At 46.2% G+C, this 22,487-nt stretch carries 20 protein-coding genes; all 20 read right to left on the minus strand.

The features are described 5' to 3' along the window. Nucleotides 1-3: 3 nt before the first annotated feature. Complete coding sequence (locus tag Cabys_RS17275) at nucleotides 4-1,095, minus strand: PorV/PorQ family protein (protein WP_006928099.1); 1,092 nt, start codon at nucleotides 1,093-1,095, stop codon at nucleotides 4-6. A 260-nt stretch (nucleotides 1,096-1,355) separates the two neighbouring features. Further along, complete coding sequence (locus tag Cabys_RS17285; protein WP_006928098.1) at nucleotides 1,356-1,520, minus strand: Trm112 family protein; 165 nt, start codon at nucleotides 1,518-1,520, stop codon at nucleotides 1,356-1,358. 42 nt (nucleotides 1,521-1,562) lie between these two features. Beyond that, a complete protein-coding gene (locus Cabys_RS17290; RefSeq protein WP_006928097.1) occupies nucleotides 1,563-1,952 on the minus strand; it encodes an acyl-CoA thioesterase in 390 nt (129 codons plus the stop codon). Continuing rightward, nucleotides 1,952-2,920, minus strand: a complete 969-nt coding sequence (locus Cabys_RS17295) for an acetyl-CoA carboxylase carboxyltransferase subunit alpha (protein WP_006928096.1) — start codon at nucleotides 2,918-2,920, stop codon at nucleotides 1,952-1,954. The genes Cabys_RS17290 and Cabys_RS17295 overlap by 1 nt, the downstream gene beginning before the upstream one ends. A gap of 9 nt (nucleotides 2,921-2,929) precedes the next feature. Next, nucleotides 2,930-3,655, minus strand: coding sequence for a polyprenol monophosphomannose synthase (locus tag Cabys_RS17300; protein WP_006928095.1), 726 nt, complete (start codon nucleotides 3,653-3,655; stop codon nucleotides 2,930-2,932). Beyond that, a complete protein-coding gene (rfbD, locus tag Cabys_RS17305; protein ID WP_006928094.1) occupies nucleotides 3,648-4,553 on the minus strand; it encodes a dTDP-4-dehydrorhamnose reductase in 906 nt (301 codons plus the stop codon). Before rfbD ends, Cabys_RS17300 begins: the two co-directional genes overlap by 8 nt. A gap of 4 nt (nucleotides 4,554-4,557) precedes the next feature. After that, complete coding sequence (locus Cabys_RS17310; protein ID WP_006928093.1) at nucleotides 4,558-5,463, minus strand: carbohydrate kinase family protein; 906 nt, start codon at nucleotides 5,461-5,463, stop codon at nucleotides 4,558-4,560. Nucleotides 5,464-5,573: 110 nt separating this feature from the next. After that, entirely contained in the window at nucleotides 5,574-6,620 is a 1,047-nt protein-coding gene (locus Cabys_RS17315; RefSeq protein ID WP_006928092.1) for a DUF4837 family protein, read from the minus strand. Next, nucleotides 6,598-7,581, minus strand: coding sequence for a lysylphosphatidylglycerol synthase transmembrane domain-containing protein (locus tag Cabys_RS17320; RefSeq protein WP_006928091.1), 984 nt, complete (start codon nucleotides 7,579-7,581; stop codon nucleotides 6,598-6,600). The genes Cabys_RS17315 and Cabys_RS17320 overlap by 23 nt, the downstream gene beginning before the upstream one ends. 9 nt (nucleotides 7,582-7,590) lie before the next feature. Next, complete coding sequence (locus tag Cabys_RS17325; RefSeq protein WP_006928090.1) at nucleotides 7,591-10,212, minus strand: protein O-mannosyl-transferase family; 2,622 nt, start codon at nucleotides 10,210-10,212, stop codon at nucleotides 7,591-7,593. Between the two features lie 488 nt (nucleotides 10,213-10,700). After that, nucleotides 10,701-11,747 carry a glycosyltransferase family 2 protein gene (locus tag Cabys_RS17330; RefSeq protein WP_006928089.1) on the minus strand — a complete coding sequence of 349 codons (1,047 nt, stop codon included), beginning with the start codon at nucleotides 11,745-11,747 and terminating at the stop codon, nucleotides 10,701-10,703. Between the two features lie 12 nt (nucleotides 11,748-11,759). Beyond that, nucleotides 11,760-13,853 (minus strand): ATP-dependent DNA helicase RecG, encoded by a 2,094-nt coding sequence (recG, locus tag Cabys_RS17335; protein WP_006928088.1) that lies wholly within the window; start codon nucleotides 13,851-13,853, stop codon nucleotides 11,760-11,762. Nucleotides 13,854-13,862: 9 nt separating this feature from the next. Continuing rightward, nucleotides 13,863-14,552, minus strand: a complete 690-nt coding sequence (locus tag Cabys_RS17340) for an ABC transporter ATP-binding protein (RefSeq protein WP_006928087.1) — start codon at nucleotides 14,550-14,552, stop codon at nucleotides 13,863-13,865. Nucleotides 14,553-14,555: 3 nt separating this feature from the next. Next, nucleotides 14,556-15,791 (minus strand): FtsX-like permease family protein, encoded by a 1,236-nt coding sequence (locus Cabys_RS17345; protein ID WP_006928086.1) that lies wholly within the window; start codon nucleotides 15,789-15,791, stop codon nucleotides 14,556-14,558. Continuing rightward, complete coding sequence (gene lysS, locus Cabys_RS17350) at nucleotides 15,788-17,260, minus strand: lysine--tRNA ligase (RefSeq protein WP_052304201.1); 1,473 nt, start codon at nucleotides 17,258-17,260, stop codon at nucleotides 15,788-15,790. The genes Cabys_RS17345 and lysS overlap by 4 nt, the downstream gene beginning before the upstream one ends. Nucleotides 17,261-17,405: 145 nt before the next feature. Then, nucleotides 17,406-18,510, minus strand: a protein-coding gene (prfB, locus tag Cabys_RS17355) for a peptide chain release factor 2 (protein WP_006928084.1) whose coding sequence is annotated in 2 segments (ribosomal slippage) — nucleotides 17,406-18,440 and nucleotides 18,442-18,510 — 1,104 coding nt in all. Because the reading frame shifts where the segments join, the coding sequence is not laid out codon by codon here. A 244-nt stretch (nucleotides 18,511-18,754) separates the two neighbouring features. After that, a complete protein-coding gene (locus Cabys_RS17360; RefSeq protein ID WP_006928083.1) occupies nucleotides 18,755-19,894 on the minus strand; it encodes a transporter in 1,140 nt (379 codons plus the stop codon). Between the two features lie 72 nt (nucleotides 19,895-19,966). Then, nucleotides 19,967-21,151 (minus strand): DUF4200 domain-containing protein, encoded by a 1,185-nt coding sequence (locus Cabys_RS17365; RefSeq protein ID WP_006928082.1) that lies wholly within the window; start codon nucleotides 21,149-21,151, stop codon nucleotides 19,967-19,969. A 73-nt stretch (nucleotides 21,152-21,224) separates the two neighbouring features. Further along, nucleotides 21,225-21,644, minus strand: a complete 420-nt coding sequence (locus tag Cabys_RS17370; RefSeq protein ID WP_169833732.1) for a polysaccharide biosynthesis/export family protein — start codon at nucleotides 21,642-21,644, stop codon at nucleotides 21,225-21,227. Nucleotides 21,645-21,724: 80 nt separating this feature from the next. Next, complete coding sequence (locus Cabys_RS17375) at nucleotides 21,725-22,474, minus strand: hypothetical protein (protein ID WP_150125346.1); 750 nt, start codon at nucleotides 22,472-22,474, stop codon at nucleotides 21,725-21,727. Nucleotides 22,475-22,487 lie beyond the last annotated feature (13 nt).

Genomic DNA, 22,487 nt, shown 5'->3' on the forward strand with positions numbered 1-22,487 from the left:
AAATCAGAACTTGATGCCCAGGCTGAAACGCATGGTTTCGGCCAGCGGGTGATCTTTTGCCGCAGAGATGTAACTAAAATCGATATTGAACAGATTGAAGCCAATCCCGCCGCCAAAAGTGATAAATTTTCGATCGCCAAATTTTGGGTCTTCATAAAAATAACCGACGCGCAACGCAATTAAAGAGCCATAGCTGTATTCCAGACCGACCGAATGGGTAAACCGACGCAACCGGTCTTTTATGCTGCCTTTCACCCAAACCGAATAAAAAGCCGCCTTAAAAACGCCATCCGACGTGCCGTCTGCATAACGATAAACCAACAAACGATTGGTATCGTAAACCACCAGTAATTTGTTAAAACCGTCGTCATAGGCTTTGTAGGCCAGGCCCAGACGTAAATTGGTGGGCAGCGGATCGGCCTGCGCCCGGTCGATGTAGGTAACCTTGGGGCCAAAGTTGGAAATATTTGCGCCAACGCTTAAGCGATTGTCAAAAATTTCGTAACCCGGTCGCCACAAAACGCCCACGTCAACCGCAAAGCTGGTGGCGCGCCCGTCGCGGTCTTCGGAACCGACGGACACATCGCTTAAATTACTCTGAATAATTTTAGCGTTGACGCCAATGCCCAGGTTAGGCTTTAGTTTGGTGGCATAAGCCAGCGAAATGGCGTATTCAAAAGAATCGAACGTCCCCAGCTCCGCGCCGGTTTCATCCGTCCACACATTTTTCCCCAGGTTCAAAAAGGTAATACTGGCGCCGAACATGCCAATTCCTTCAACGTAGTAACGACCGGCGGCAAAATCGTAGAACAGATCGCTAAAGTTGAACTGCGGCAACCAGCGCGAGTGCATCAACGAGAGTTGACGCGGCCTGTCCACGGCCGGGTCTTCATATTGAAACGCCAGTCCGGCAGGATTCCAGTAGATCGCCGTGGCGTCATTTACCAACGCAACGCCTGCTTCGCCTAAACCGCCATTACGGGCGCCGGGCGCGATTAACAAGAACGGAACGGCCGCCTCGCCCTGAGCGTAAAGGTCCTGTCCGAGCATGGAAACCATTAAAACGGCAAGCAGAATGATTGCAAACTTTTTCATATTAATTCCTCCAAAAATAAAAAACCGGTTCATTTGGACAGCCTACCTTCACTTCCAAATAACCGGCATCTTTCTTTATGCCTATATACTGTTTGCTAAAGGTAGACTGCATCAACTATGTCAACGAGATCCTGAAACCTCATTAAATTCCTTTAACAAACAGCTTATAGGCAAGTTCCTCTTTTAATTTTTATCCCTAATTCAAAGTACTTGAATTTAATCGCTTAAAACAAACAAGTCAAGAGATTTTCTCAGCGCCTCTAAAATTTTTGCGCCTCGTCAATCAGCATAATCGGAATACCATCCTCAATACGGAATATTAACCGGCAATGGTGGCATATCAGCTTATCTTCTTCTTTATCATACTCCAGTTCGCCCCTGCACTGGGGACAGGCTAAAATCTCCAATAACGACTCATCTAACATGTTAACCACTCCGCAATTAATTAAACTAAACGACTGCGCAAATTATTTCCTGATTTTTTCCAGGAAAAATTGCGGCGGACGAACAGGGCGTCCGGCGCTGTTCATAAAAGCATGAACGCTGTATCCCTCACAAATGCGCTGTTCGTCTCTGTAAACCTGATAGTCAATGCGCAATCGGGCTTTCACAATTTCATTAAACCTGGCGCGTATCTGCAACAAGTCGTCAAAAAAAGCTGGCTTAAAGAATCGGGCGTTTACTTCCAGAACGGGCAAAAGCAACCCGTCTCTTTCCAATTGCGCGTATGACAGATCGATTTTTCGCAACAGCTCAATACGCGCCATCTCAAACCAGACAATGTACGCCGCATGGTGCGCAAATTTCATCTGATCTGTTTCGGCATAGCGCACGCGAAATTCAATCGTGCATTCCATTACTCTTTCCAGGCGCCCATCTTTGCAAATTTTTCCAGACGTTGTTCCAGCAATTTATCTGTCGGAATTTTAATCAATTCCTTTAGATGCTTTAAGACGGCTTCTTTAACGAATCGGGCCGCCAGATCAGGATCGTTGTGCGCGCCGCCTTCCGGCTCCTTAATAATTTCATCAATAATGCCAAAGCGCAGCAAATCGGGAGCGGTTACCTTCATGGCTTCGGCTGCCTGCGGGGCATGGGAGGCGTCTCTCCATAAAATGGCCGCGCAGCCTTCCGGACTGATGACCGAATACCAGCCATTTTCGGCCATTAAGATGCGATCGCCAACGCCAATGCCCAGCGCCCCTCCGGAAGCGCCCTCGCCGATTATTACATTAATGATCGGAACGGGCAAACGCGCCATACGCAACAAATTGTAGGCAATAGCCTCGGCCTGCCCGCGCTCTTCGGCGCCAATGCCCGGAAAGGCTCCCGGCGTGTCGATTAAAGTAATGATGGGTTTATTAAATTTGGCGGCCAATTCCATAATACGCAAAGCTTTACGGTAGCCCTCCGGATGGGGCATGCCAAAGTTACGGTAAAGATTCTCTTTGGTGTCCCGCCCTTTTTGCTGCCCGACAATCACCACCGAAAAGTCATCTATTTTAGCCAGGCCGGCCACAATGGCCTTATCATCTGAGAATCGACGATCTCCGTGCAACTCCTCAAAATAATCGCACATCCGTTCAATGTAATCCAACGAGTAAGGACGTTGTGGATGGCGGGCCAGTTGCACCCTTTGCCAGCGCGAGAGGTTCATGTAAATTTCACGACGCAATTCGGCCGCTTTCTTTTCAAGCCGTTTGATGTCTTCTTCCAGGTCTAAATGGCTGGCCGCAGCGTACTCGCGCATTTCTGCAATTTTTTGTTCAAGATTAACAATCGGTTTTTCAAATTCAAGTATAAAACGTTGCTTGGTCTTGGCCATGGCTTTTTCCTATAATTTTTTTATTAAACTTAAAAAACGCAATTTCCAGACCAGAAAGACGGCTTCCCACATGATGCGCCTGGATAACTTAGACTCGCCAAAAACGCGATCAACAAAAATAATGGGGATTTCTTTAATTTTGAATCCCTTTTTCCAGGCCTTAACGTTTAATTCGATCTGGAATGCATAGCCATTGGATTTAATGCGGTCAAAGTCTATTGCCTGCAAAACTTCCTTACGAAAACACTTGTAACCGCCGGTGCAATCCTGAATGGGCACGCCGGTAATCACGCGCGTGTAAACATTGGCAAAATAACTTAACAACAATCGACGCAAAGGCCAGTTAATCACATTAACGCCTTTAATGTAGCGCGAGCCGATGACCAGGTCGTATTGCTGCATCTCCTTCAAAAAATTGGGCAGCTCTTTCGGGTCATGAGAAAAATCCGCGTCCATTTCGAACACATATTCAAAGCCCTTATCCAGCGCCACTTTAAAGCCCGCAATGTAGGCCCGACCCAGCCCTTCCTTTTTAGGTCGTTCCAGCAAAAGGATGCGCCGGTCGTCTTTTTGCATTTTTTTGATGATTTGCGCCGTGCCATCCGGCGAATTGTCATCCACAAAAAGAATCGAAACTTGCGGTACGTAACGATGTATTTCCTTTACCAACCGTTCTACATTTAAAGCTTCGTTGTAGGTTGGGATGACGATTACTGCTTTTTCAGGATCAACCATCTACTACTGCCAATTCCTTTTTCATTAACTTTAAAGCTTCGTCCAGCGAATGCGGCTCCCAGCCGGAGTAATTGATCAATTTGTAAACTTTAAAGGCCGAATTCATGGGACGCGGCGCCTTTTGCTTCAGCTCTTTGCTGGTAATGCGCTCAATCAACGAAGCATCCAGCTCGAAAACCTGCGCAATTTTTACGGCAAAATCGTACCGTGAAATAATCTCCGCCCCCGAAACATGAAAAAGCCCAAACGCTTCACGCTCTAACAGGCGATCAATGGCTTCACAAAAATCAGGCGCATACGTCGGCGTCCCGATCTGGTCATCAACGATACGAATTTTTTTATTGTTTGTCAATTGCTCGATTACCCAGGTGACAAAATTGTGACGGACGCCGTTTGCCACGCCAAAAAGCACCTGCGTACGCGCAATAATGTATTCCAGATTGGAATTTTCCACCACATGTTCGGCGGCCAGTTTGCTACGCGCATAATTTCCGCGCGGATTGGGCTCATCCTCTTCGGAATAGGGGCCGTTTTCTCCGTCAAACACGTAGTCTGTTGATACGTGAATAAAAATAGGGTTAAATGAACGACTGGCGTCAACCAGATACTCCACTCCGCGCACATTAACGCTCCAGCAGTGTTCCGGCTGTTCTTCGCAGGCGTCCACATTGGTAAAAGCCGCCGTATTGATGACAATGTCGGGTTTAATGGTTTGCAGAAAATCAATCACCGCTACACGATTGGTAATGTCCAGTTGTGTGTAGCTGTAAACATGGTCTGCTGGGAAAAACGGCTGTTCCTCAACAGAGGCCGCAAAAATCTGATGTTTTTTTCTGAATCGTTTTATGAGATTTTGGCCCAATAACCCATTCGCGCCAACAACTATTAAACTCGCCATCTTTTCACCCAACTAAATGATTAAATCCATCTCTTAATTCTTGCCACTCCAGTAACCCCTTTTTGCTCCCGGCCACGGCAGCCAGTGTATTTGCTTTTTCCGCAGCGCTTCGCACAGAATTTCCAGCCGAATAAAAATAAACGAATCCCGCTAAAAACACATCGCCGCAACCTGTCGGATCAATCACATTCACTCGTTGTTCGGCTCCGACCCAGATTTGCTCCACTTTCTCGCCATTCCGGTAAACATGCAAACTGCCACGTTTTCCAAAAGTTAAATTAACAATTTTCTTATGATTAAAGCAAAACAATTTATAAAAAGATTCCGGATTTAACTCTGTAATTTGTTGAAACTCTGTCTCGTTGCACTGAATAATTTTCGCGAATTCAATCCATGCTTCAATATTTTCTATTTTGCGTAAACGTCGGAAGCCCTCTTTGCTGCGTTCCAGCGTTAAGCTGTGCACATCCATCGCCACAAGCCCCTTAAAGCGCGATGCAAACTTTCTGAACTCCGTTAGTTGCGCTTCCCAGCCCGAGATAAAATTGGCCACAAAAAGATCGTAATCTAAAAAAGGTTTTAGCTGCTCAACGGTTAAAGAAGGCATGGGATGCAACGAACGCTCTTCGCGACGCTCCGTTGTTACATAGCGTAATTCAACGCAATTATTAAGACCGTCGTATAAAACCACACCGCTCAGGTCAATGCGCGCATCCTCTTTAAAATGAGCAAACACCTCTTCCTTAAAATCCCGTCCCACATAGCTAATCGGAGAAACCACATCGCCTTTTGCGCAAATAGCGCGCAACGCGTCTATGGTATAGAACAGGCCGCCCTTGCTTTCGGTAACCCGGCCATCCTGATCAATAATTCGGTCTTTTAAAAACGTCCCCAGAACGGCAATGCGCATGTCCGGCGTCCCATCTCTTTTTCATTTCAATCACGCTTTTTGCTTATAAATTATACGCGCGTTTTTTTATCTGTTTTTCGCCCTTTTTAAAAATGGAGCGCACAATCCTTTTAGCGCTGCCGTTCCTTTTTTGCCCGGCCTTTGATTTCAAACGTTCGGGCAATAACCTCCAGTTGATCCAGATAAGGCTTTTTTAGAAGTCCGGGAGCCATGACGGCAATATCCACAAAATACAGCGCCGAGTCCTGTGGATAATGAATGACATAAGTGCGAAACGGCCCGCCGATCAGTATGGAGTCGTTACGCCACAAGCCAACCATTTTATAGGTTGGTTGACCTTTAAAGTCCGTCTGGATCAGTTTTGTGTCCTCGCGGATCACATAGTCGCCCTCGTAATACTTGCGAGTAAAGCGGTCCCGAACATTGGCAATGGAATCGAGCGTAAACATGGAGCTGTCGCCTTTTATTTTCCAGATGGAAACCCAGCGATCGGGATCAAAGCGGCGCAACCATAAATAGGGCACCTGCGGCTCTTCGATGGCCACAAAGTAATCGTGCTGAACGCGAATGGAGAAGTCGAAATTATTTTCAATGTACTCTTCGACCTTAAACTGCTCGCCCTTTTCAAACATCGATTTTTTAAGACGCGCGTAATATTTCTGCTCAAAGGTATTGTAAATCTGCTTCTTCATTTCATCAAAATATTTAAGAAATGCTTTGCGATCTCTGGCAACCATAAAAAGCCCGATTTGATCGCGGGCAAACAGATCGTCCTGAAACAGGTAAAAATAGCGGCCTTCTTCTACGCCTTTTTTGAATTCCTCCGGCAGAACGTTCTTTAAATATTGATTGACTTCTCCGTTTTCATTCAGCACACCGATAAAGAAGATATTCATCCTTTTCTTAAATTCATTTAGCATCCTCAGGGGGATCCAGGTAAAATAAAATTTCTTTTCCGAAACCGGGGTCAGCACCTCGCCTTCGAACATATCGCTCACCGGTTGCTTAATATCTTCCCAGAGCAAAGAATCGGCCACGATAAAAATACGGTACGGATAGCCCAGAGAAGACGGACGGTAGTCGCCGCATTTAATAATAAACACTCCCGCAAGAACAAGAAGGATAAATTTCAACTTAAATTTTTGCATCGAAAACATTTTCGCCTCCAGGTATGGCTTTATTTTTTTGCAGCATGAACAACAAACCGCCGGCTGTAGAAATAACCATGGGGATGATTAAATTCAAAAAGCTCAGGGTTAAGGCTTCAGCCGTAGAAATGCCCACCTGCGCCAGCAGCCCGACAAATCCCAGGTCTCGAATGCCAATGCCGTTAATGGACGGCAACATGGTCAGAACAAACGAAATGGGCACCACCATCAACAGGTAACCAAAACTGACGGGAATGCTAAAGGCTACTGCCACCAGATAGTTCATGCTCACAATAAAAAACTGAGAAATAAACGAAAGCATAAAAACTTCCATTAAAACCATCCGCTTTTCCTGAAACAGATGGATGGCTTCAAACAACTTGTTGAATTTCTGGCCGATCCTAAAGATGGTGAATCGGTCAAAAATCTTTAAAATGATGTTAAAGGAGCGATCCCTTAAAATTAAAGTAAAAAAGACCATGATGGCTAAAAACATTACCACGGCGACAATCAGCAAGCGATTATCATGAAATTGCTGTGAGATGTAAATTAACGCGAAAATGGACATGAGCAAAGTGGCGGCAATGCCCATCAGGCGTTCAATAATCACCGAGGCAAAGGCGCTGGTGCGATCGTCCGTTGCCGAAATTAGTTTGTAAATGCGCATGATGTCGCCGCCGATACTGGTGGGCAAAAAATTATTAAAGAACATGCCGATCAGGTAAAAGCCGAACAGTTGCGAGGTTTTTAAATGAAACCCGTAACTTTTTAGCAAAACTCTCCAGCGTAAAGCCAAAAAGAAAACGGCCAGCAACATCAGCAAAAAAGCCGCCACCAAAAAAGCGACGCCATCTTTTTCCGTAATATTACTTAAAACAGAAATTAACCGGGCAGGTTCTGCCCGGTAAACCAGATATCCTAAAAGTCCCAGAGAAAATATAATCTTTAAGATATTCTGCACATGGCGCATAGGCGGTCATCATTCCTGTTTCTGATACGCATTCAACATTCGACGGGCCGTTTGATCATCAGGAAACAGTTTGAGCCAGTTCTCCAGCGAACGAATGATCTTTTCGCGGTTGTTGGTCATCTGATAGGCGTTGATTAACGTGGCCAACGTACGTGGATTGGTAGGCTCCAACTCGTAGGCCTTTTCCAGCAGCGGCAAGGCAACTTTCGGATTGCCCAGACGCATCACATGTTCTGCAATAACCGCCAAATCTTTGACGCGGCTGTCATCGGCCAGAAGACTGTCCACATAAGTTGAATCGGTTACAATGCGGAAGGCGTCCGTCACCAGATGCATGGTGCGGTTGGTCCAGGGAATCACCTCCGGCGATATTTTCTGGTTCATGAATTCCAGAATCTCCCTGGCTTTTTCGTAGTTCCGTCGTTTGGCATAAAAATCGGTCAATTGCAAAAATGCCGAGCGGTAATTTTGCAAGAGCGATTTGATATTCCAGTTAAAATAGACGTCCGGATTATTTAAATTCCGATACTTGTATCTGGTCAAAAGATTCTTTTCCAGCTCGGGCGGCGACATTTGCCAGTTTTTAAAGGGCACCAGCTTCATGACCAGCCCGTCCATTCTAAAATAGTCGTACAGCTCGCCCAGCATATTGCTCTTGGGCACCGTCACGGCAAAATAGATGGGACGACGCCATTTATTGGCGGCAAGAATATTCATGATCATCCAATCCTGGGTGCGCAAATATCCGGTGCCGTCCGGAGCCCTTAACGGCGGAGTAACCTTGAATTTAATTTTATCCGGAATCTGAACATTGGAAAGCTGGAACTCTTCCTGAAAGCGCTTGGCCTCCTTCATGGCATAATCTTTAGGCACCGGAAGCTCAAAAGTGTTTCCATCCATGCGCCGCACGCCAACCCGTTCTATCTCAAAATCGCTCATGCGCATGGGTACTCTGGGCTCCCAGTCGCGTAATTGTTTAATGTACCAGTCTGTGTTCAACAGGCTCAAATTCACAATCCGCACGTCTTTTCGGACATGTTCCACCTCCTGCAAATACCAGAGCGGAAAGGTGTCGTTATCGCCATTGGTAAACAGGATGGCATCGGGTTCGCAGGAGATCAACATATTGTATGAATAATCCCAGGCCACATAATTACCGGATCGATCGTGGGTTTCGTAATTTTTGGCCAGCATGTGCGCCGGCACAATCAACATGAGCACAAGGAATACGGCCACCTTCCACTTTTCGGCCTTATCTTTAAAGGCCTCTTTAAGCAGCTCCATAACGCCGGCGTAGCCCAATCCAACCCATAGCGAAAAAGCGAAAAAACTGCCCACATAACTGTAGTCCCTTTCTCGGGGCTGGGGGTCCGGTTGGTTTAGATAGAGCACAATGGCAATGCCGGTCATAAAGAACAGGGCAAAAACAGCCAGCGCTCGTTTCGGATCGCGCCGGGCATGCCAGTAAACACCGATTAAACCCAATAACAGAGGCAATCCTAAAAATTGTCGGGGATCCACGCTCGCTTCGTCCTCGCCCATGCCCACAAACTGCCATAAAAAGTAACGGTTGTACATTTTGTTGATCTGGTATTTCCAGAAAAAGTCCCAGGCGCTGTCATATTGCCGACTGTTTTGCGAGTTTTTCCAGACTTCTGTTCGGTCAAAGGTGTGCTCGCCGTATTGTTCGCGCTTCATGTAATAGATAAAACGCTCTACCGTTTCCGGATCGTTTTCATCGATCGCCGGATCAAGCCCGGAACGGATGTAGATCATTGAATAAGTGGAATAGCCAATCATTATTAATAACATGGAGGAAAAGATAAGGCTGGCCACATGCTTATGATTGCGGATGGCCCAGTAACTGGCGACCATTACGGCCACAAACACAACGCCCAGTCCTAAAAACCCAAAAGAAAGAGCGATTTGCGGCAGATAGATGACCATGCCCGGATAAATGGCCAGAATGATTGCGGCAGAAATAACCGACACCGCAATAAAATTTTTGATATTCAGCTCATAGTGTTTGTAAAAGAAAATAAGCGCCACAAAAGGAATAGCCAGCACGTTTAGCAGGTGCACGCCGATAGCCAGACCGATGATGTAGGCGATCAACAATAAATAACGTTCGTTTCCCGGCTCGTCGGCTTTGGTTGACCACACAAGAATTAACCAGACGACCAGTGCGGTAAACAACATGGAAGCGGCGTAAACTTCGGTTTCCACGGCGTTAAACCAGAAGCTATGCGTAAAAGCAAAAGTAAATGCGCCGATCAAACCGGAAAAGATGGCCAGATACCAGTCCGAATCCTCTTTTAATTCGCCCTTCCACTGACGCACCAGATGCACAATAATTAAATAGGTGAGCATCACCGTAACACCGCTGGAAAGAACGGAGATCAAGTTGAGCTTCCAGCCCGGATCGCCAAAGGGTATAAAAGTAAACAGGTGACCTACAAGCAAAAACAACGGCGAGCCCGGCGGATGCGGCACGCCCAGAATATAACTGCAGGCGATAAACTCCCCGCAATCCCAAAACGACATGGTCGGGGCCATGGTGAGCAAATAGATAAAAGTCGAAACGACAAAGGCAATTGCCGCTGCCAGTCGATGTACTGTTTTAACTTGCATGATCTTTTCCTCTATTTAAATTTCAAAAGTTTAAAAGCTACTCAAATTAAACATTCTTAGCAAGTTGATTTTATTTCCGCTGAATGTCCCCCAACTTTTTAAGTTTACAATATTTTTTCTAAGATCATTTTTACAACTCACCCCTTAACCTCATACTTACTAACACGTTAGGGATGCTCTTGTCCCCCTCTCTTTGCAAAAAGACTCACAGAGCAAGGCGGGGGAATGAGGTGAGTTTTTCATACATTCAGCTAATGTATTCTCTTAAATATCAATCGATTATAAGGTCTTTGTTTGAAATTTCGGGGGACATTCAAGATTTTATTTCCGCTCTGAATGTCCTCAATATTTTTTCTAATTCCATTTTTACAACTCACCCTCTTTAGAACGAACCCATTCGTAATTCATAATTCGTAATTCGTAATTCTTAATTCATAATTCATAATCCATAATTCGTAATTAAACTTCTTTTCTAACAAAAAGTTTTTCTACTTGCGAAACTTTTTCACACACTGGTATGGTAGATATTTTCGCAAAAAATGGTCAATCACCACGCTGCCCGGATACATGTTTTTGATGATCGCCCGGTCCGACACTTTTCGTAATTTTTGAACGGCGTGCCTTTTTTTCCAGATTTTCAGCGGATGCGTAAAGATGTAAAATAAAGCCTGCAACACGGCCTTGCCCCGTTTTCCTTCCCACAAAATGGAATCGGCCACCACCGTGGCCATTTCGAACAATACGCGAATGGGAAGCACCAGCAATAACGCCGGAAGGGAAAAGTTCTTAATAAGCATGATTAAGTTATTGCGATGGTTAAGGTACATTTTGCGTTGATTATCCTGCCGCAGCGTGTAGCCAGAATAGTGGTAAATAAAGGTATCGGTCACCACCATATTTTGATAGCCGGCAATTTGCGCGCGCCAGTTCAAATCGATCTCTTCTTGATGGGCAAAAAAATCTTCATCCAGATATCCGATTTTCTCCACCACACTTTTGCGCAAAATCAGCGCACAGCCCGACGTCCAGAACACCTGACGGGTTAAATGATTGTACTGCCCCTTGTCTTTTTCCACCGTGTCAAAAATTCTTCCGCGGGCAAAGGGATAGCCGAGCAAATCCATTTCGCCGCCGGCTCCGCCGGAATAATCAAAAAACTGCGGATCCTGGATAGAAAGAATTTTGGGCTGAGCCATTGCCGCCTGACGATGGCCGTCCATGGCGCCAACCAGGGCCTGTAAAAAATTAACCGGACACACCGTATCATTGTTCAGTAGCAGCACGTATTCGCTGCGGGCCAGCTCAATCCCCTGATTGCAGGCGCCCGCATATCCGCGGTTTTCCTCATTTTGAATTAATTTTACCTGCGGATACTTTTCTTTGACCATTTGCTGGCTGCCGTCGGTGGAGCCGTTGTCGATCACAAGAACTAAAAAATCTTTGAACGTGTTCTTAAATAAACTTTCCAGACAGTCATCCAAAATTTGCAAGCCGTTATAGTGGGGAATAACGATTGTTACCCTGGGATTTGCCATATTGTACTCCGCTCAGCTAATATTGATTAAATCCATGCGTTCTTTAAGATGTTTCCGTAAATATTCCAGCAGCCTTTTATGTTCCGCTTTTCTTAAAAAGGGATCTTCTTTCACCAGTTTAAAGGCGTCTTCTCTGGCCTCTTCCAGAATTGGCCGATCGGTAATGGGATTGGCAATTTTAAAATCGGGCATGCCGCTCTGCCGCGTGCCAAAAAAATCGCCCCAGCCGCGCAACTCAAGGTCTTTCTCGGCGATGATAAATCCGTCCTGTGTTTCGGTCATGATTTTCATCCGTTGCTGGGCAATTTCGCCAATATTGTACGGCGTTTTTAAGATACAGTAAGATTTGCTTTTGCCCCGTCCGATTCTTCCCCGCAATTGATGCAACTGGGACAGGCCAAAACGCTCTGCATGCTCGATTAACATGATGGTGGCATTGGGCACATCAATGCCCACCTCGATGACCGTGGTGGAAACCAGCACCTGAATTTCATTTTTGACAAACGCCTTCATTATTTCGTCTTTTTCGGCCGCCCGCATGCGCCCGTACAACAAACCGACCCTGTAATTTTTGAACTCCGTACTTTTTAAATGTTCATAGGCCTCGGTGGCCGCTTTCAAATCCATTTTCTCGCTCTCTTCGACCAGCGGGTAGATGATGTAGGCCTGCTCGCCCATCTCCAGATGTTCGCGGATAAAACGGTAGATTTTAGCGGCGGTATTGTCAAAACGCCAGATGGTTGTAATCGGTTTGCGGTTGGGCGGCAGTTCGTCAATAATAGAAACGTCCAGACTGCCGTATGCGGTCAGGGCCAGGGTGCGCGGAATGGGCGTGGCCGTCATCACTAAAACGTCGGGCTGCCGACCTTTTTCGATCAGTTTTGCCCGCTGCATCACGCCAAAGCGGTGTTGTTCGTCAATAATGATCAGGCCCAGGTTGGGCATTTCGGCTTCGTTGTAGATTAGCGCATGGGTTCCAATGATGATCTGCGGCGCGCCGCTGCCCAGCGTTTCATTAATCCTGCGGCGTTCTTTTACGCCCGTGCTGCCGGTAAGCAGGTTGATTTCGACATCCAGACCTTCGAGCATGCGTGTAAGATTAAAATAGTGTTGTTCGGCCAGGATTTCGGTGGGCACCATCAGCGCCGCCTGGTAGCCATTGTCCAGCGCAATGAGCATGGCCATTAAAGCGACCAGGGTTTTGCCCGCTCCCACATCGCCCTGCAACAGACGGTTCATGGGCGTTGGCTCTCGCATATCTTTGCGGATTTCGCGCACCACGCGTTTTTGCGCTTCAGTCATTTTAAATGGCAGACGATAGTAGAGCTTTTCCAGTCGCTCGCTTTTTTTGGGGAAGGAAATACCCACCGGTTTGCTCTTTAAGTGGGCGCGCTGCAGGGCAAGCATCAATTGCAGATTAAAAAACTCTTCATATTTAAAGCGATAAATGGCTTTTTCCAGAATTTTTCCGTCTTCGGGCAGATGCATCTGATAATAGGCTCGGTCGCGCGGCAACAGTTGCCTTTGGCCCATAACCTTCGGCGGCAAATATTCCTGCACATTAACCGTCATGTTTTTAAAGAGAAAATAAAAAATCTTGCGAAAGGTGTAGGAATTCAACCCCACGCGTTTAAAAGCTTCTGTGCCCGGGTAAAAGGCCAGTATTTTACCGGTATTGAGCATATTATCCAGCTCACCTTCGCCCAGCCGGTCAAATTCCGGATGTGTCATTTGAAATCCCCGATAAAATTGCACCTTACCGGAAAACGAGACCCATTCGCCCACTTTAAATTGATTTTTAAAATACTCAATGCCGTTAAACCAGACGGCTTCTAAAATGCCCTTTCCGTCGCTGATCACCACATATAAAAAACGGCGGCGGCCATGGCGGATGCCCACCGCTTCAATTTTTCCCACCACGGTAACTTCCTGATCTGGTTGCAACAGATTAAGATCGACGATATGGCTGCGGTCAACATATTTGCGCGGAAAGAAATTAATCAGATCTTCCAGCGTGGCAATGCCCTGGCGCTGCAACACTGCGGCGCGCTTTGGGCCAATTCCCTTAAGATATTGTAAGGGATTTGTCTTTTTTTCTTCGGACATTTTGGGTGATCAATTGCGCTTGATTTCGTTTACAATTTTGCCATCATCCAGCTCGATTATGCGGCTGGCCTTTAATGTCATGTGTTCATCGTGGGTAACGATGACCAGGGTTTGATTGAATTTTTTATTGAGACTCAACATCAAATCATAGAGCATTTCGCTATTTTTACGATCCAGATTGCCGGTGGGTTCATCGGCCAGCAGCACTTTGGGTTTGTTGACCAAAGCGCGGGCCACGGCCACACGTTGCTGCTCGCCGCCCGAAAGCTCATTGGGCTTGTGTTGCAAACGGTGCGATAGCCCTACTTCTTCTAACAAATAGCGGGCGTAATCTTCTTTTTCCTCAGTCAACGGCTCGTGCATGATAGAGGGAATCAGCACGTTTTCGAACGCCGTAAATTCAGGCAACAGGTGATGAAACTGAAACACAAAGCCCACCGCCTTATTCCTGAAGCGCGCCAACGCGCTGTTGGACAGATCATTGATGTTCTGTCCATCCAGCCACACGCTTCCGGAGGTTGGCAAATCCAGAGCGCCCATAATGTGCAGCAGGGTGCTCTTACCCACACCAGAAGGGCCCATAATCACCACCACTTCCGCCGGTTTTACAGAAAAGGTCAGTCCTTTTAAAACTTCTACTTTCTGCGGGCCGCTATCATAAATTTTTACCAGGTTTTCAACTTTAATTATTGCTTTCATGGATCACTCATATCTTATTGCTTCAACAGGAATTAATTTAGACGCCCGATAGGCCGGATACAGCGAGGCCAGCAGGCTCAGTAAAATGGAAACGCTGGCAATCGCCGCAAAATCTCCCCATTTCATCACCACCGGTAGCGAACTGATCAAATACACATCGGGCGGCAGGGAGATCACCTGAAACTTCAATTGAATAAATCCGGCCGTGTAGCCAATTAAACAGCCCAGCACAGTTCCAATGATTCCGACCAGCAACCCCTCGTACAAAAAGATTTTTAGAATGGATCTGGACGAGGCCCCCATGGATTTCAGGATGCCAATCTCCCGTGTTTTTTCCATAACCACCATGATCAACGAACTGATAATATTAAAAGCGGCCACCATGATGATCAGGCTGAGGATGACAAAAGCGCCCCACTTTTCGATTTCCATCCAGGAGTAGAGGGAGCGATTGAGCTGGAACCAGGTTTCGGTGGTGTAAGGAAAGCCCAGCATATCTTCTATTTGCTGCGCCACCTGGCCCGCCTTATTGTAATCGTCCAGTTTTAGTTCTATCCAGGTTACGCCTTTTACGCCGAACAATTGCCTGGCGTCTTCCAATGACATGTAGGAAAGGGTTTTATCATATTCGTAGTAACCGATTTCCACCAGCCCGGCCACATAAAACTGTTTTACGCGCGGCTGGCTAAAAATGCCGCCCTCTTTTGGCATGGTCCACACCGTTACAATGTCGCCGATGTGCGTGGCATACAGGGCGTCTGCCAGATAGCGCCCCAACACAATGCCCGGCAGCATTTTGCCGTGGTACAGTTTAGGCGTAAAATCCAGCTGCCCTAAAACAAGGTGTTTTTTCAGATCGACCACTTTGTTCGCCAGCTCCGGATCGATGGCCTTTACCACCGTGGCGTACTGCCGTTCCTTACCCGAAATCATCCCTTTGTCCATAATGACGGGCGAGGCGCCAATGACATGGGGCAGTTTGTTGGCCAGCTTAAGCAAAGAATCGGTGCGCGTAATGGGCTCCATGTAAAATTTTCGTACGCGCACGTGCGCATCGGCATCGAGCAGGCGAGATCGCACCTCCTGCTCAAATCCATTCATCACGCTTAAAACAAGAATTAAGGCCGTAACGCCGATCATCACGCCGCCGATGGAAACGTAAGTGATGATCGAAATAAAGCCGGTGCGCCTTTTGGCTTTGAAATAGCGTTTTGCAATAAAAAATTCAAACGATTTCATTTATTCTCCGGTCGCATTTGAGGAAATAAAATGACATCCCTGATGCTTGGCTGATCGGTAATCAACATCACCAGGCGGTCGATGCCAATGCCCAGGCCTGCTGTGGGCGGCATGCCGTATTCCAGCGCCCGGATGTAATCTTCGTCCATCATCTGGGCTTCTTCATCGCCGCGCTCACGCAGTTTTAATTGTTCTAAAAAGCGTTCTTTTTGATCGATGGGGTCGTTCAGTTCGCTAAAGGCGTTGGCCACCTCTTTACCGGCGATGATCGGCTCAAAGCGCTCCACCAGGCCGGACTTTTCGCGGTGTTTTTTGGCCAGCGGCGACATTTCGATGGGATAATCGTAAATAAAGGTCGGCTGAATTAATTTAGGCTCCACGTGCTCGCCGAAGATTTCGTCAATAATCTTACCGGAGCCCATTTCAGGCGTCACTTCTACCTTTAGCTTTTCCGCCACTTCGCGCAGTTGTTTTTCATCCATATCCGAAATATTCACACCGGTGAACTTTTCGATCGCTTCGTACATGGTCAACCGCTGCCACGGCGGGCTTAAATCGATTTCGTGCCCGCTAAAGCGGATTTTTGTCGTTCCTAACACCGTTTGCGCCACATGAGCGAACAGCTGCTCCACAAAATCCATCATCCACTTGTAATCTTTGTAGGCCACATAAAGTTCCAGCAAAGTAAACTCCGGATTGTGGAAGCGATCCATGCCCTCATTACGGAAGTCCTTGGCAAACTCGTACACGCGTTCAAAACCGCCAACGATCAGCCGTTTTAAATACAGTTCGTTGGCAATACGCAAATACAATTTACGGTCAAGCGCATTGTGGTGCGTTACAAAGGGCCGGGCCGTGGCGCCGCCGTAAATCGGTTGTAAAATGGGCGTTTCCACTTCCAGAAAACCGCGTTCATCTAAAAAGGCGCGAATGGCGCGAATAATCTGCGTTCGTTTTACAAAAACCTCTTTGACCTCGGGATTCACAATGAGATCCACATATCGCTGACGATAGCGCATCTCCTTATCGGCAAACTGATCGTACACAATACGTTTGCCGTCTTCTTCCTTTTCTTTGACAATGGGCAGAGGACGCAGCGATTTGGCCAGCAATTTGAACTCTCGGGCAAATACGGAAATTTCACCGGTGCGCGTTTTAAAAACCTCGCCCTTAAAACCGACGAGATCGCCGATATCCAGCATTTTAAAAATTTCAAAATCCTGCTCGCCGATTTCGTTTTTGCGAACATAAATCTGGATGCGACCCTGCTCGTCCTGAATATCGCAAAAAGCCGCCTTGCCCATCAGGCGCACGGTCATCATGCGTCCAGCCACCGAAACGATCTGTTTTTCCAGCTTTTCGAAATTCTCTTTAATTTCTCTGGACTTATGCGTTTGCGGATATTCATAGGGATAGGGATTAATCCCCAGCTCACGTAATCTATTTAATTTCTCGAAGCGAACTTTCATTAACTGGTTAAACTCTTCCAAGGTCGTTTCTCCTTCCCAATGTATTTGACTCAGAATAAATGATTTTTTGGTCGCTGACCGTTGTTTTCATTTTAATCAATTTGCACAATTTTGCCCGACTATTCAATTTTAGCTGCCAGGTCTTTTAGCCCTGCCCCCCAAATTGCACAAGATATTTTTCAATAAAGGGATAGATATCGCCATCCATCACCTGTTGCACATTACTGGTTTCATAGTTGGTACGGTGATCCTTCACCATATTGTACGGATGAAAAACATAGGATCGGATCTGGCTTCCCCAGGCAATATCGCGCTTGGACTCTTCATATTCTTTCTTTTTGGCAAGCTGTTCTTCCAGCTTAAGTTGATAAAGACGGGCGGCCAGAATTTTTAAGGCATTGGCCTTATTTTTGTGTTGCGACCGCTCGTTCTGACACTGCACTACGATGCCCGTCGGAAGGTGCGTAATGCGAATGGCGGAATCGGTCTTATTTACATGCTGTCCGCCGGCTCCGCTGGCCCGATAGGTATCGATCCTTAAATCCGATGGATTGATTTCCACATCGATATTTTCATCGATCTCCGGAATAACAAACACCGAAGCAAAGGACGTGTGACGGCGCTTGTTGGCGTCAAAAGGCGAAATGCGCACCAGTCGATGAACGCCATTTTCGGCCTTCAGGTAGCCGTAAGCGTAATTGCCTTTAACTTCAATGGTTACGCTTTTAATGCCGGCTTCTTCACCGGGCTGGTAATCCATGATCTCCGTTTCAAAGCCCTGACGCTCGGCAAAGCGCAAATACATGCGCATTAACATGGAGGCCCAGTCCTGGCTTTCGGTTCCGCCTGCGCCGGGATGAATGGTTAAAATGGCATTTTTCGGATCATCCCGACCGCTCAACATCCTTTTGAATTCCAGGGCGTTGATCTCTTTTTCCATCTTTTTAAAATGGCTGACCAGTTCGTCTTTTAACGCTTCCGATTCGTCTTCGGCCAGCATTTCTATCAATATTTTAGCCTCTTCCAGCAAGTTGTTTACGCTTTGCCAGGCGTCCACCCATTCCTTATGCCGATTGATCTGTTTTAAAACTTTCTGGGCTTTTTCCTGATCATTCCAGAAGCCATCTTCTCCGGTTTTTTCTTCCAACCTCTTAATCTGTTCGGTTCGATTATCAATGTCAAAGATAACCTCGTAACTCTTTAACTCGTTGTTCAAGCTCTTCTAAACGTTGTAAATATTCGCGTTCCATTTCTTTTCTCCGTTTGGTTTTAACCTGACTTTTTCCGTCTTCATCGCTTAAACCGCCGGGCTAAACTTTACGTATTCCAGAGGGATAAAGTTCCCTGACTCCCGACGATCTGTGATTAACCGTTGTAAATAATAAAAAGCAAATTTAAGGGCAATGCGCTATGAAGGCAAATTGGAGGGCAATAAGATTTGTATCTAAAAATTTAAAGCCCCGCTACCTGGCAACGGGGCTTTAAAAAATGCTGTTACTTTTCTTCCTGCAAAATTTGTTTCAACTCTTCCAGTTCCTTTTCGGCCTGTTCACGTTCTTTTTTCAGGCGTTCCAGCTCTTCTTGCACGTCTTTGGTGCGATCACGCTCCTGAACGATTTTTTCGAAAAACTCAACACGTTTTTTGAATTTTTCGCGCTCCAGCTCAGCGCTGCTCAATCTACGCGTAGCTAAAGGCCATATCTGTACATTGACGCCCATGTGCACGCGCCAGGAACAGTAATTGGGAAGGTTGTAATCCGGGTTGGCCAGCGCCGCCACCTTGGTAAAATCCGTGGTATTTTTATCCGCCGAAATACGAATATCAATACCCAGATCGGCAGAAATCCACGACATGGGTTTGTAGCGAATACTGGGCGTGATGTAGGTATAATTTTCACGGCTGTAAACAAATTCATCCGGTTCCTTAATATACGCAATACCCATTAATTCCAGACGGTAATCAAACATATCTGTAGGATATACCAGTCCAAAGGCATATTGCAGTTCTTGAGAATTTCTCGTCGCGTCATATTTTTTGCCTCTGTAATCATAAACCGTTCTTCCCGCTTCATTATGGTTCCACCAGCCCAGGTTCAAATGCAGGCTAAGGGAACGATCGGGTAGATAGGGATCAAAAAAGTACGACCACATGCCGGTAAAGGCGTATTCCACCGCGCCGCTGGCATATTCAACGAACGGATAGTTGTGTTTTTCTCCAACCGGAAAACGAAAGGTTAAAGCGCCCGCCATGTTCAACTTTCTTTCCAGAAAGGCAAAATTACCTAATTTTAAGGTCGTAAAAATATCGCCCGGCAAATTGTATTCATTGGAATAGTGCGTGTCCTGATAAATCCGCGGCGAAACAATAAGATCCAGATTATCTAAAATTCCCCAGCTCAGGTAAATCTGACCGACCACCAGCCAGTAATTTGCCGCTCTAAAATTCTGAGGCGATTGCGACCCCACAAATTCCGTGGCGCGCGTAAAAAAATTCATGTCAGAATACAACGTCAGCACACTCTTGCCCAGCGTTTGAGCGCTGTGCGTGTGTAACATACTTTTGCTTCCTATTGGCGGCTGGCTATAAACTAAGGAAATACTCAAAACCAACAGGATCAGGCTGACTTTTCTCATTTCAACCTCCCAGAAACGATTTTATTTTGCTAAAACTTTTCGACTTCATATCGATTTAAAATATAAAACTTTTTAATCTTCTTCCAATAATTTTTTCAATTCCTTAATTTCCTGCTCCGTCTCTTTGCGCAATTTTTTCAGGCTTTCAATTTCAGACTGAATATCCTGAGATCTTTCTTTTTCGCGCAATACGGCGTCAAAATATTCTCTGCTCTGCTTTAATTGTTCGCGCTCGTACAAATCTTCGGCTTTTTGTACGCCGCTCTTTAATATTTTTAGATTTAGATTTGCGCCAAGGTGAATTCGCCACGAAGGGTAGTTTTTAGGTAAATCAAGGGTTTCAGAAATGTCGGGTATGATGGGATTGGTCCATTGCCGCACCGCTGGAGACAGACGAAAATCAGCGCCCAGGTCAAACGACGCCCACTCAACCGGTTTGTATCGAATGCTCGGAGATAAAAAGGCCCACTCTTCGGCGCTGTAAACAAAGGCATCGGGTTTTTGCAGGTACAGGATGCCCGACAACTCCACCCGGAAATCAAACATGTCCGTGGGGAAAACCGCGGCCAGGGCCATGCGTAAATCTACCGAATTTCTGGTTCCTATTAACTCCTCGCCTTTTAAATGAAGTACGCCCTGCGGATCTCGATAGTTTCTCTCGTAGGTGTAAACCGTTCGCCCTTTTTCATTGTGATTCCAGATGCCAATATTGTAATGGAAACTCAAGGCCCGATCCGGGAAATAGGGGTCGAGATAAAAGGAAAGCGCGGTCATAAAACTGTATTCAAAAGCGCCGCTGGCATATTCAGCAAATGGATAATTATGCTTTTCACCGGTGGGAATGCGAAAGCTGGTTATAAAAGCGGCGTTAAAGTGGCCATAACCAAAAGCAAAAGAGCCTGCGCGCAAAGTTAGAAAAAGATCGTCCGGCAAATTGAACTCATTGCTGTAATGCGTATCCTGGTACACGCGGATACCCAGACTGGCGTCAAAATGTTCGCCCACGCCGTAGGTAAAAACCGTATTGCCTGCCACCAGCCAATAATTTGCCGCCCGAAAATCTTGTGGCTTTAAATTCCCCACAAAATCGGCCACTTTGGTGTAAAAGTTCATCTCGTTGTAAACAAACAAACGACCGGGCTCAACGGTACGGCCTGTTTGCGTGTACATCAAAGTGCGGTCAGAGTTAGGCAACTGCCCGAAAACAAATTGACTGCAGAGTAAAAGAACGATTGGAATAAAAAATAATTTTTTCATGGCGCTCTCCCAAACCAGATTCTTGGCTTTTCTGATTTGATTTAGTTAAAGATAGACAAAAAATTTTGTTTTTTCAATTATTTACTCTCGACGCTAAGACAAAAACGTTTACAATTATTGCCAGATCTCGAAAGATGGCCACCATCTTGGTAAAGACATCCTGAATGCTGCCGGATACAATAATCGTATCGCCAGGCTGCAGCGTCGGCAAAGATGAAGCATCCCCCGTCTTCAGGAATTTTTCGAGATTCACTTTAATAACTTCCTGGTTTTTGCGAACCACTCGAACATCATTTAAACGAGCCGTGCTAAGCGGACCGCCGGCCGAAGAGATCAGATCGATTAAGGAGTAGGAACTGGGCACGCTGTAAATGCCGGGTTTTAACACATGGCCCCACAAATTGACCGTCACCAGCAACACGTCGCCGTTGCCCAATATGTATTGCGCGGCGCGATTGGGTTGCTGCATCATCTGTTGTTTTTTGGAAAACATCTCGTTATAATTCTGCGCATTTGAAAAAACAGGAAGCAAAAAAAAGCTCAAACCTATGATCAAAATTGCCAATCGTTTCATCAATCATTCCATCTGATTTTAAATAACTGCCAATTGGATTCAGAACCTTCAAAATATTGATTTACCACGTCTTCTCGTCCCACGCAATCGATTCTCCAGCGATAGTCGCCATTGGGGAAAAGCGATTTGAGCTCGTTGCCTTCCAGCCGAAACGTCTGCGGCGTCTGATAATTGGAACGGATCATGCGCACAAAGGCCAGCGGATGAAAATCAGCGCTCACAAATCTTTCAATCCGCAAAATGTATTGATCCGGCGTATTACCCGATTGAATCCACCATTCGAATTCCATCACAGGTTCGCTCACCACGCTGGCGTTTCCGTTCAAAGACAGCTTAACGGCCTTTTCCAGCAACCTGTAAGAGACCGTATCCGAAGGTAAACTCTCTTTTCCCGTATGGCCAACCGCCGTAACATAGTAGTAGTATCGTACATTATTACTCAAATCTTGAGTGTCATAATACACGGAATCCACTTTGCCCGACACATTGGCCGGAACCTCTCCGACCACTCGATAATTTTTGATCCCCTGCGGATCTGCGCTGCGGTACACCAAAAATCTGTCCAGATTATTAATTTGATGGTGTCGATACCATTGAATTTGTATCTTATTCGGCTCATTTTCCGGAGTGGGCACGGCGTCAATCCCGGGTTCACCGGCCAGCGTGTCGGCTCCCGCCGGTCGTAAAACCATACGAACAGGATCCGGCTGAAAAACCTGTTCGCCGGTCGGTTGTTGACATGCAGTCAATAAAATAATGAAA

It is taken from the genome of Caldithrix abyssi DSM 13497 (genome assembly GCF_001886815.1).
GTDB lineage: Bacteria > Calditrichota > Calditrichia > Calditrichales > Calditrichaceae > Caldithrix > Caldithrix abyssi.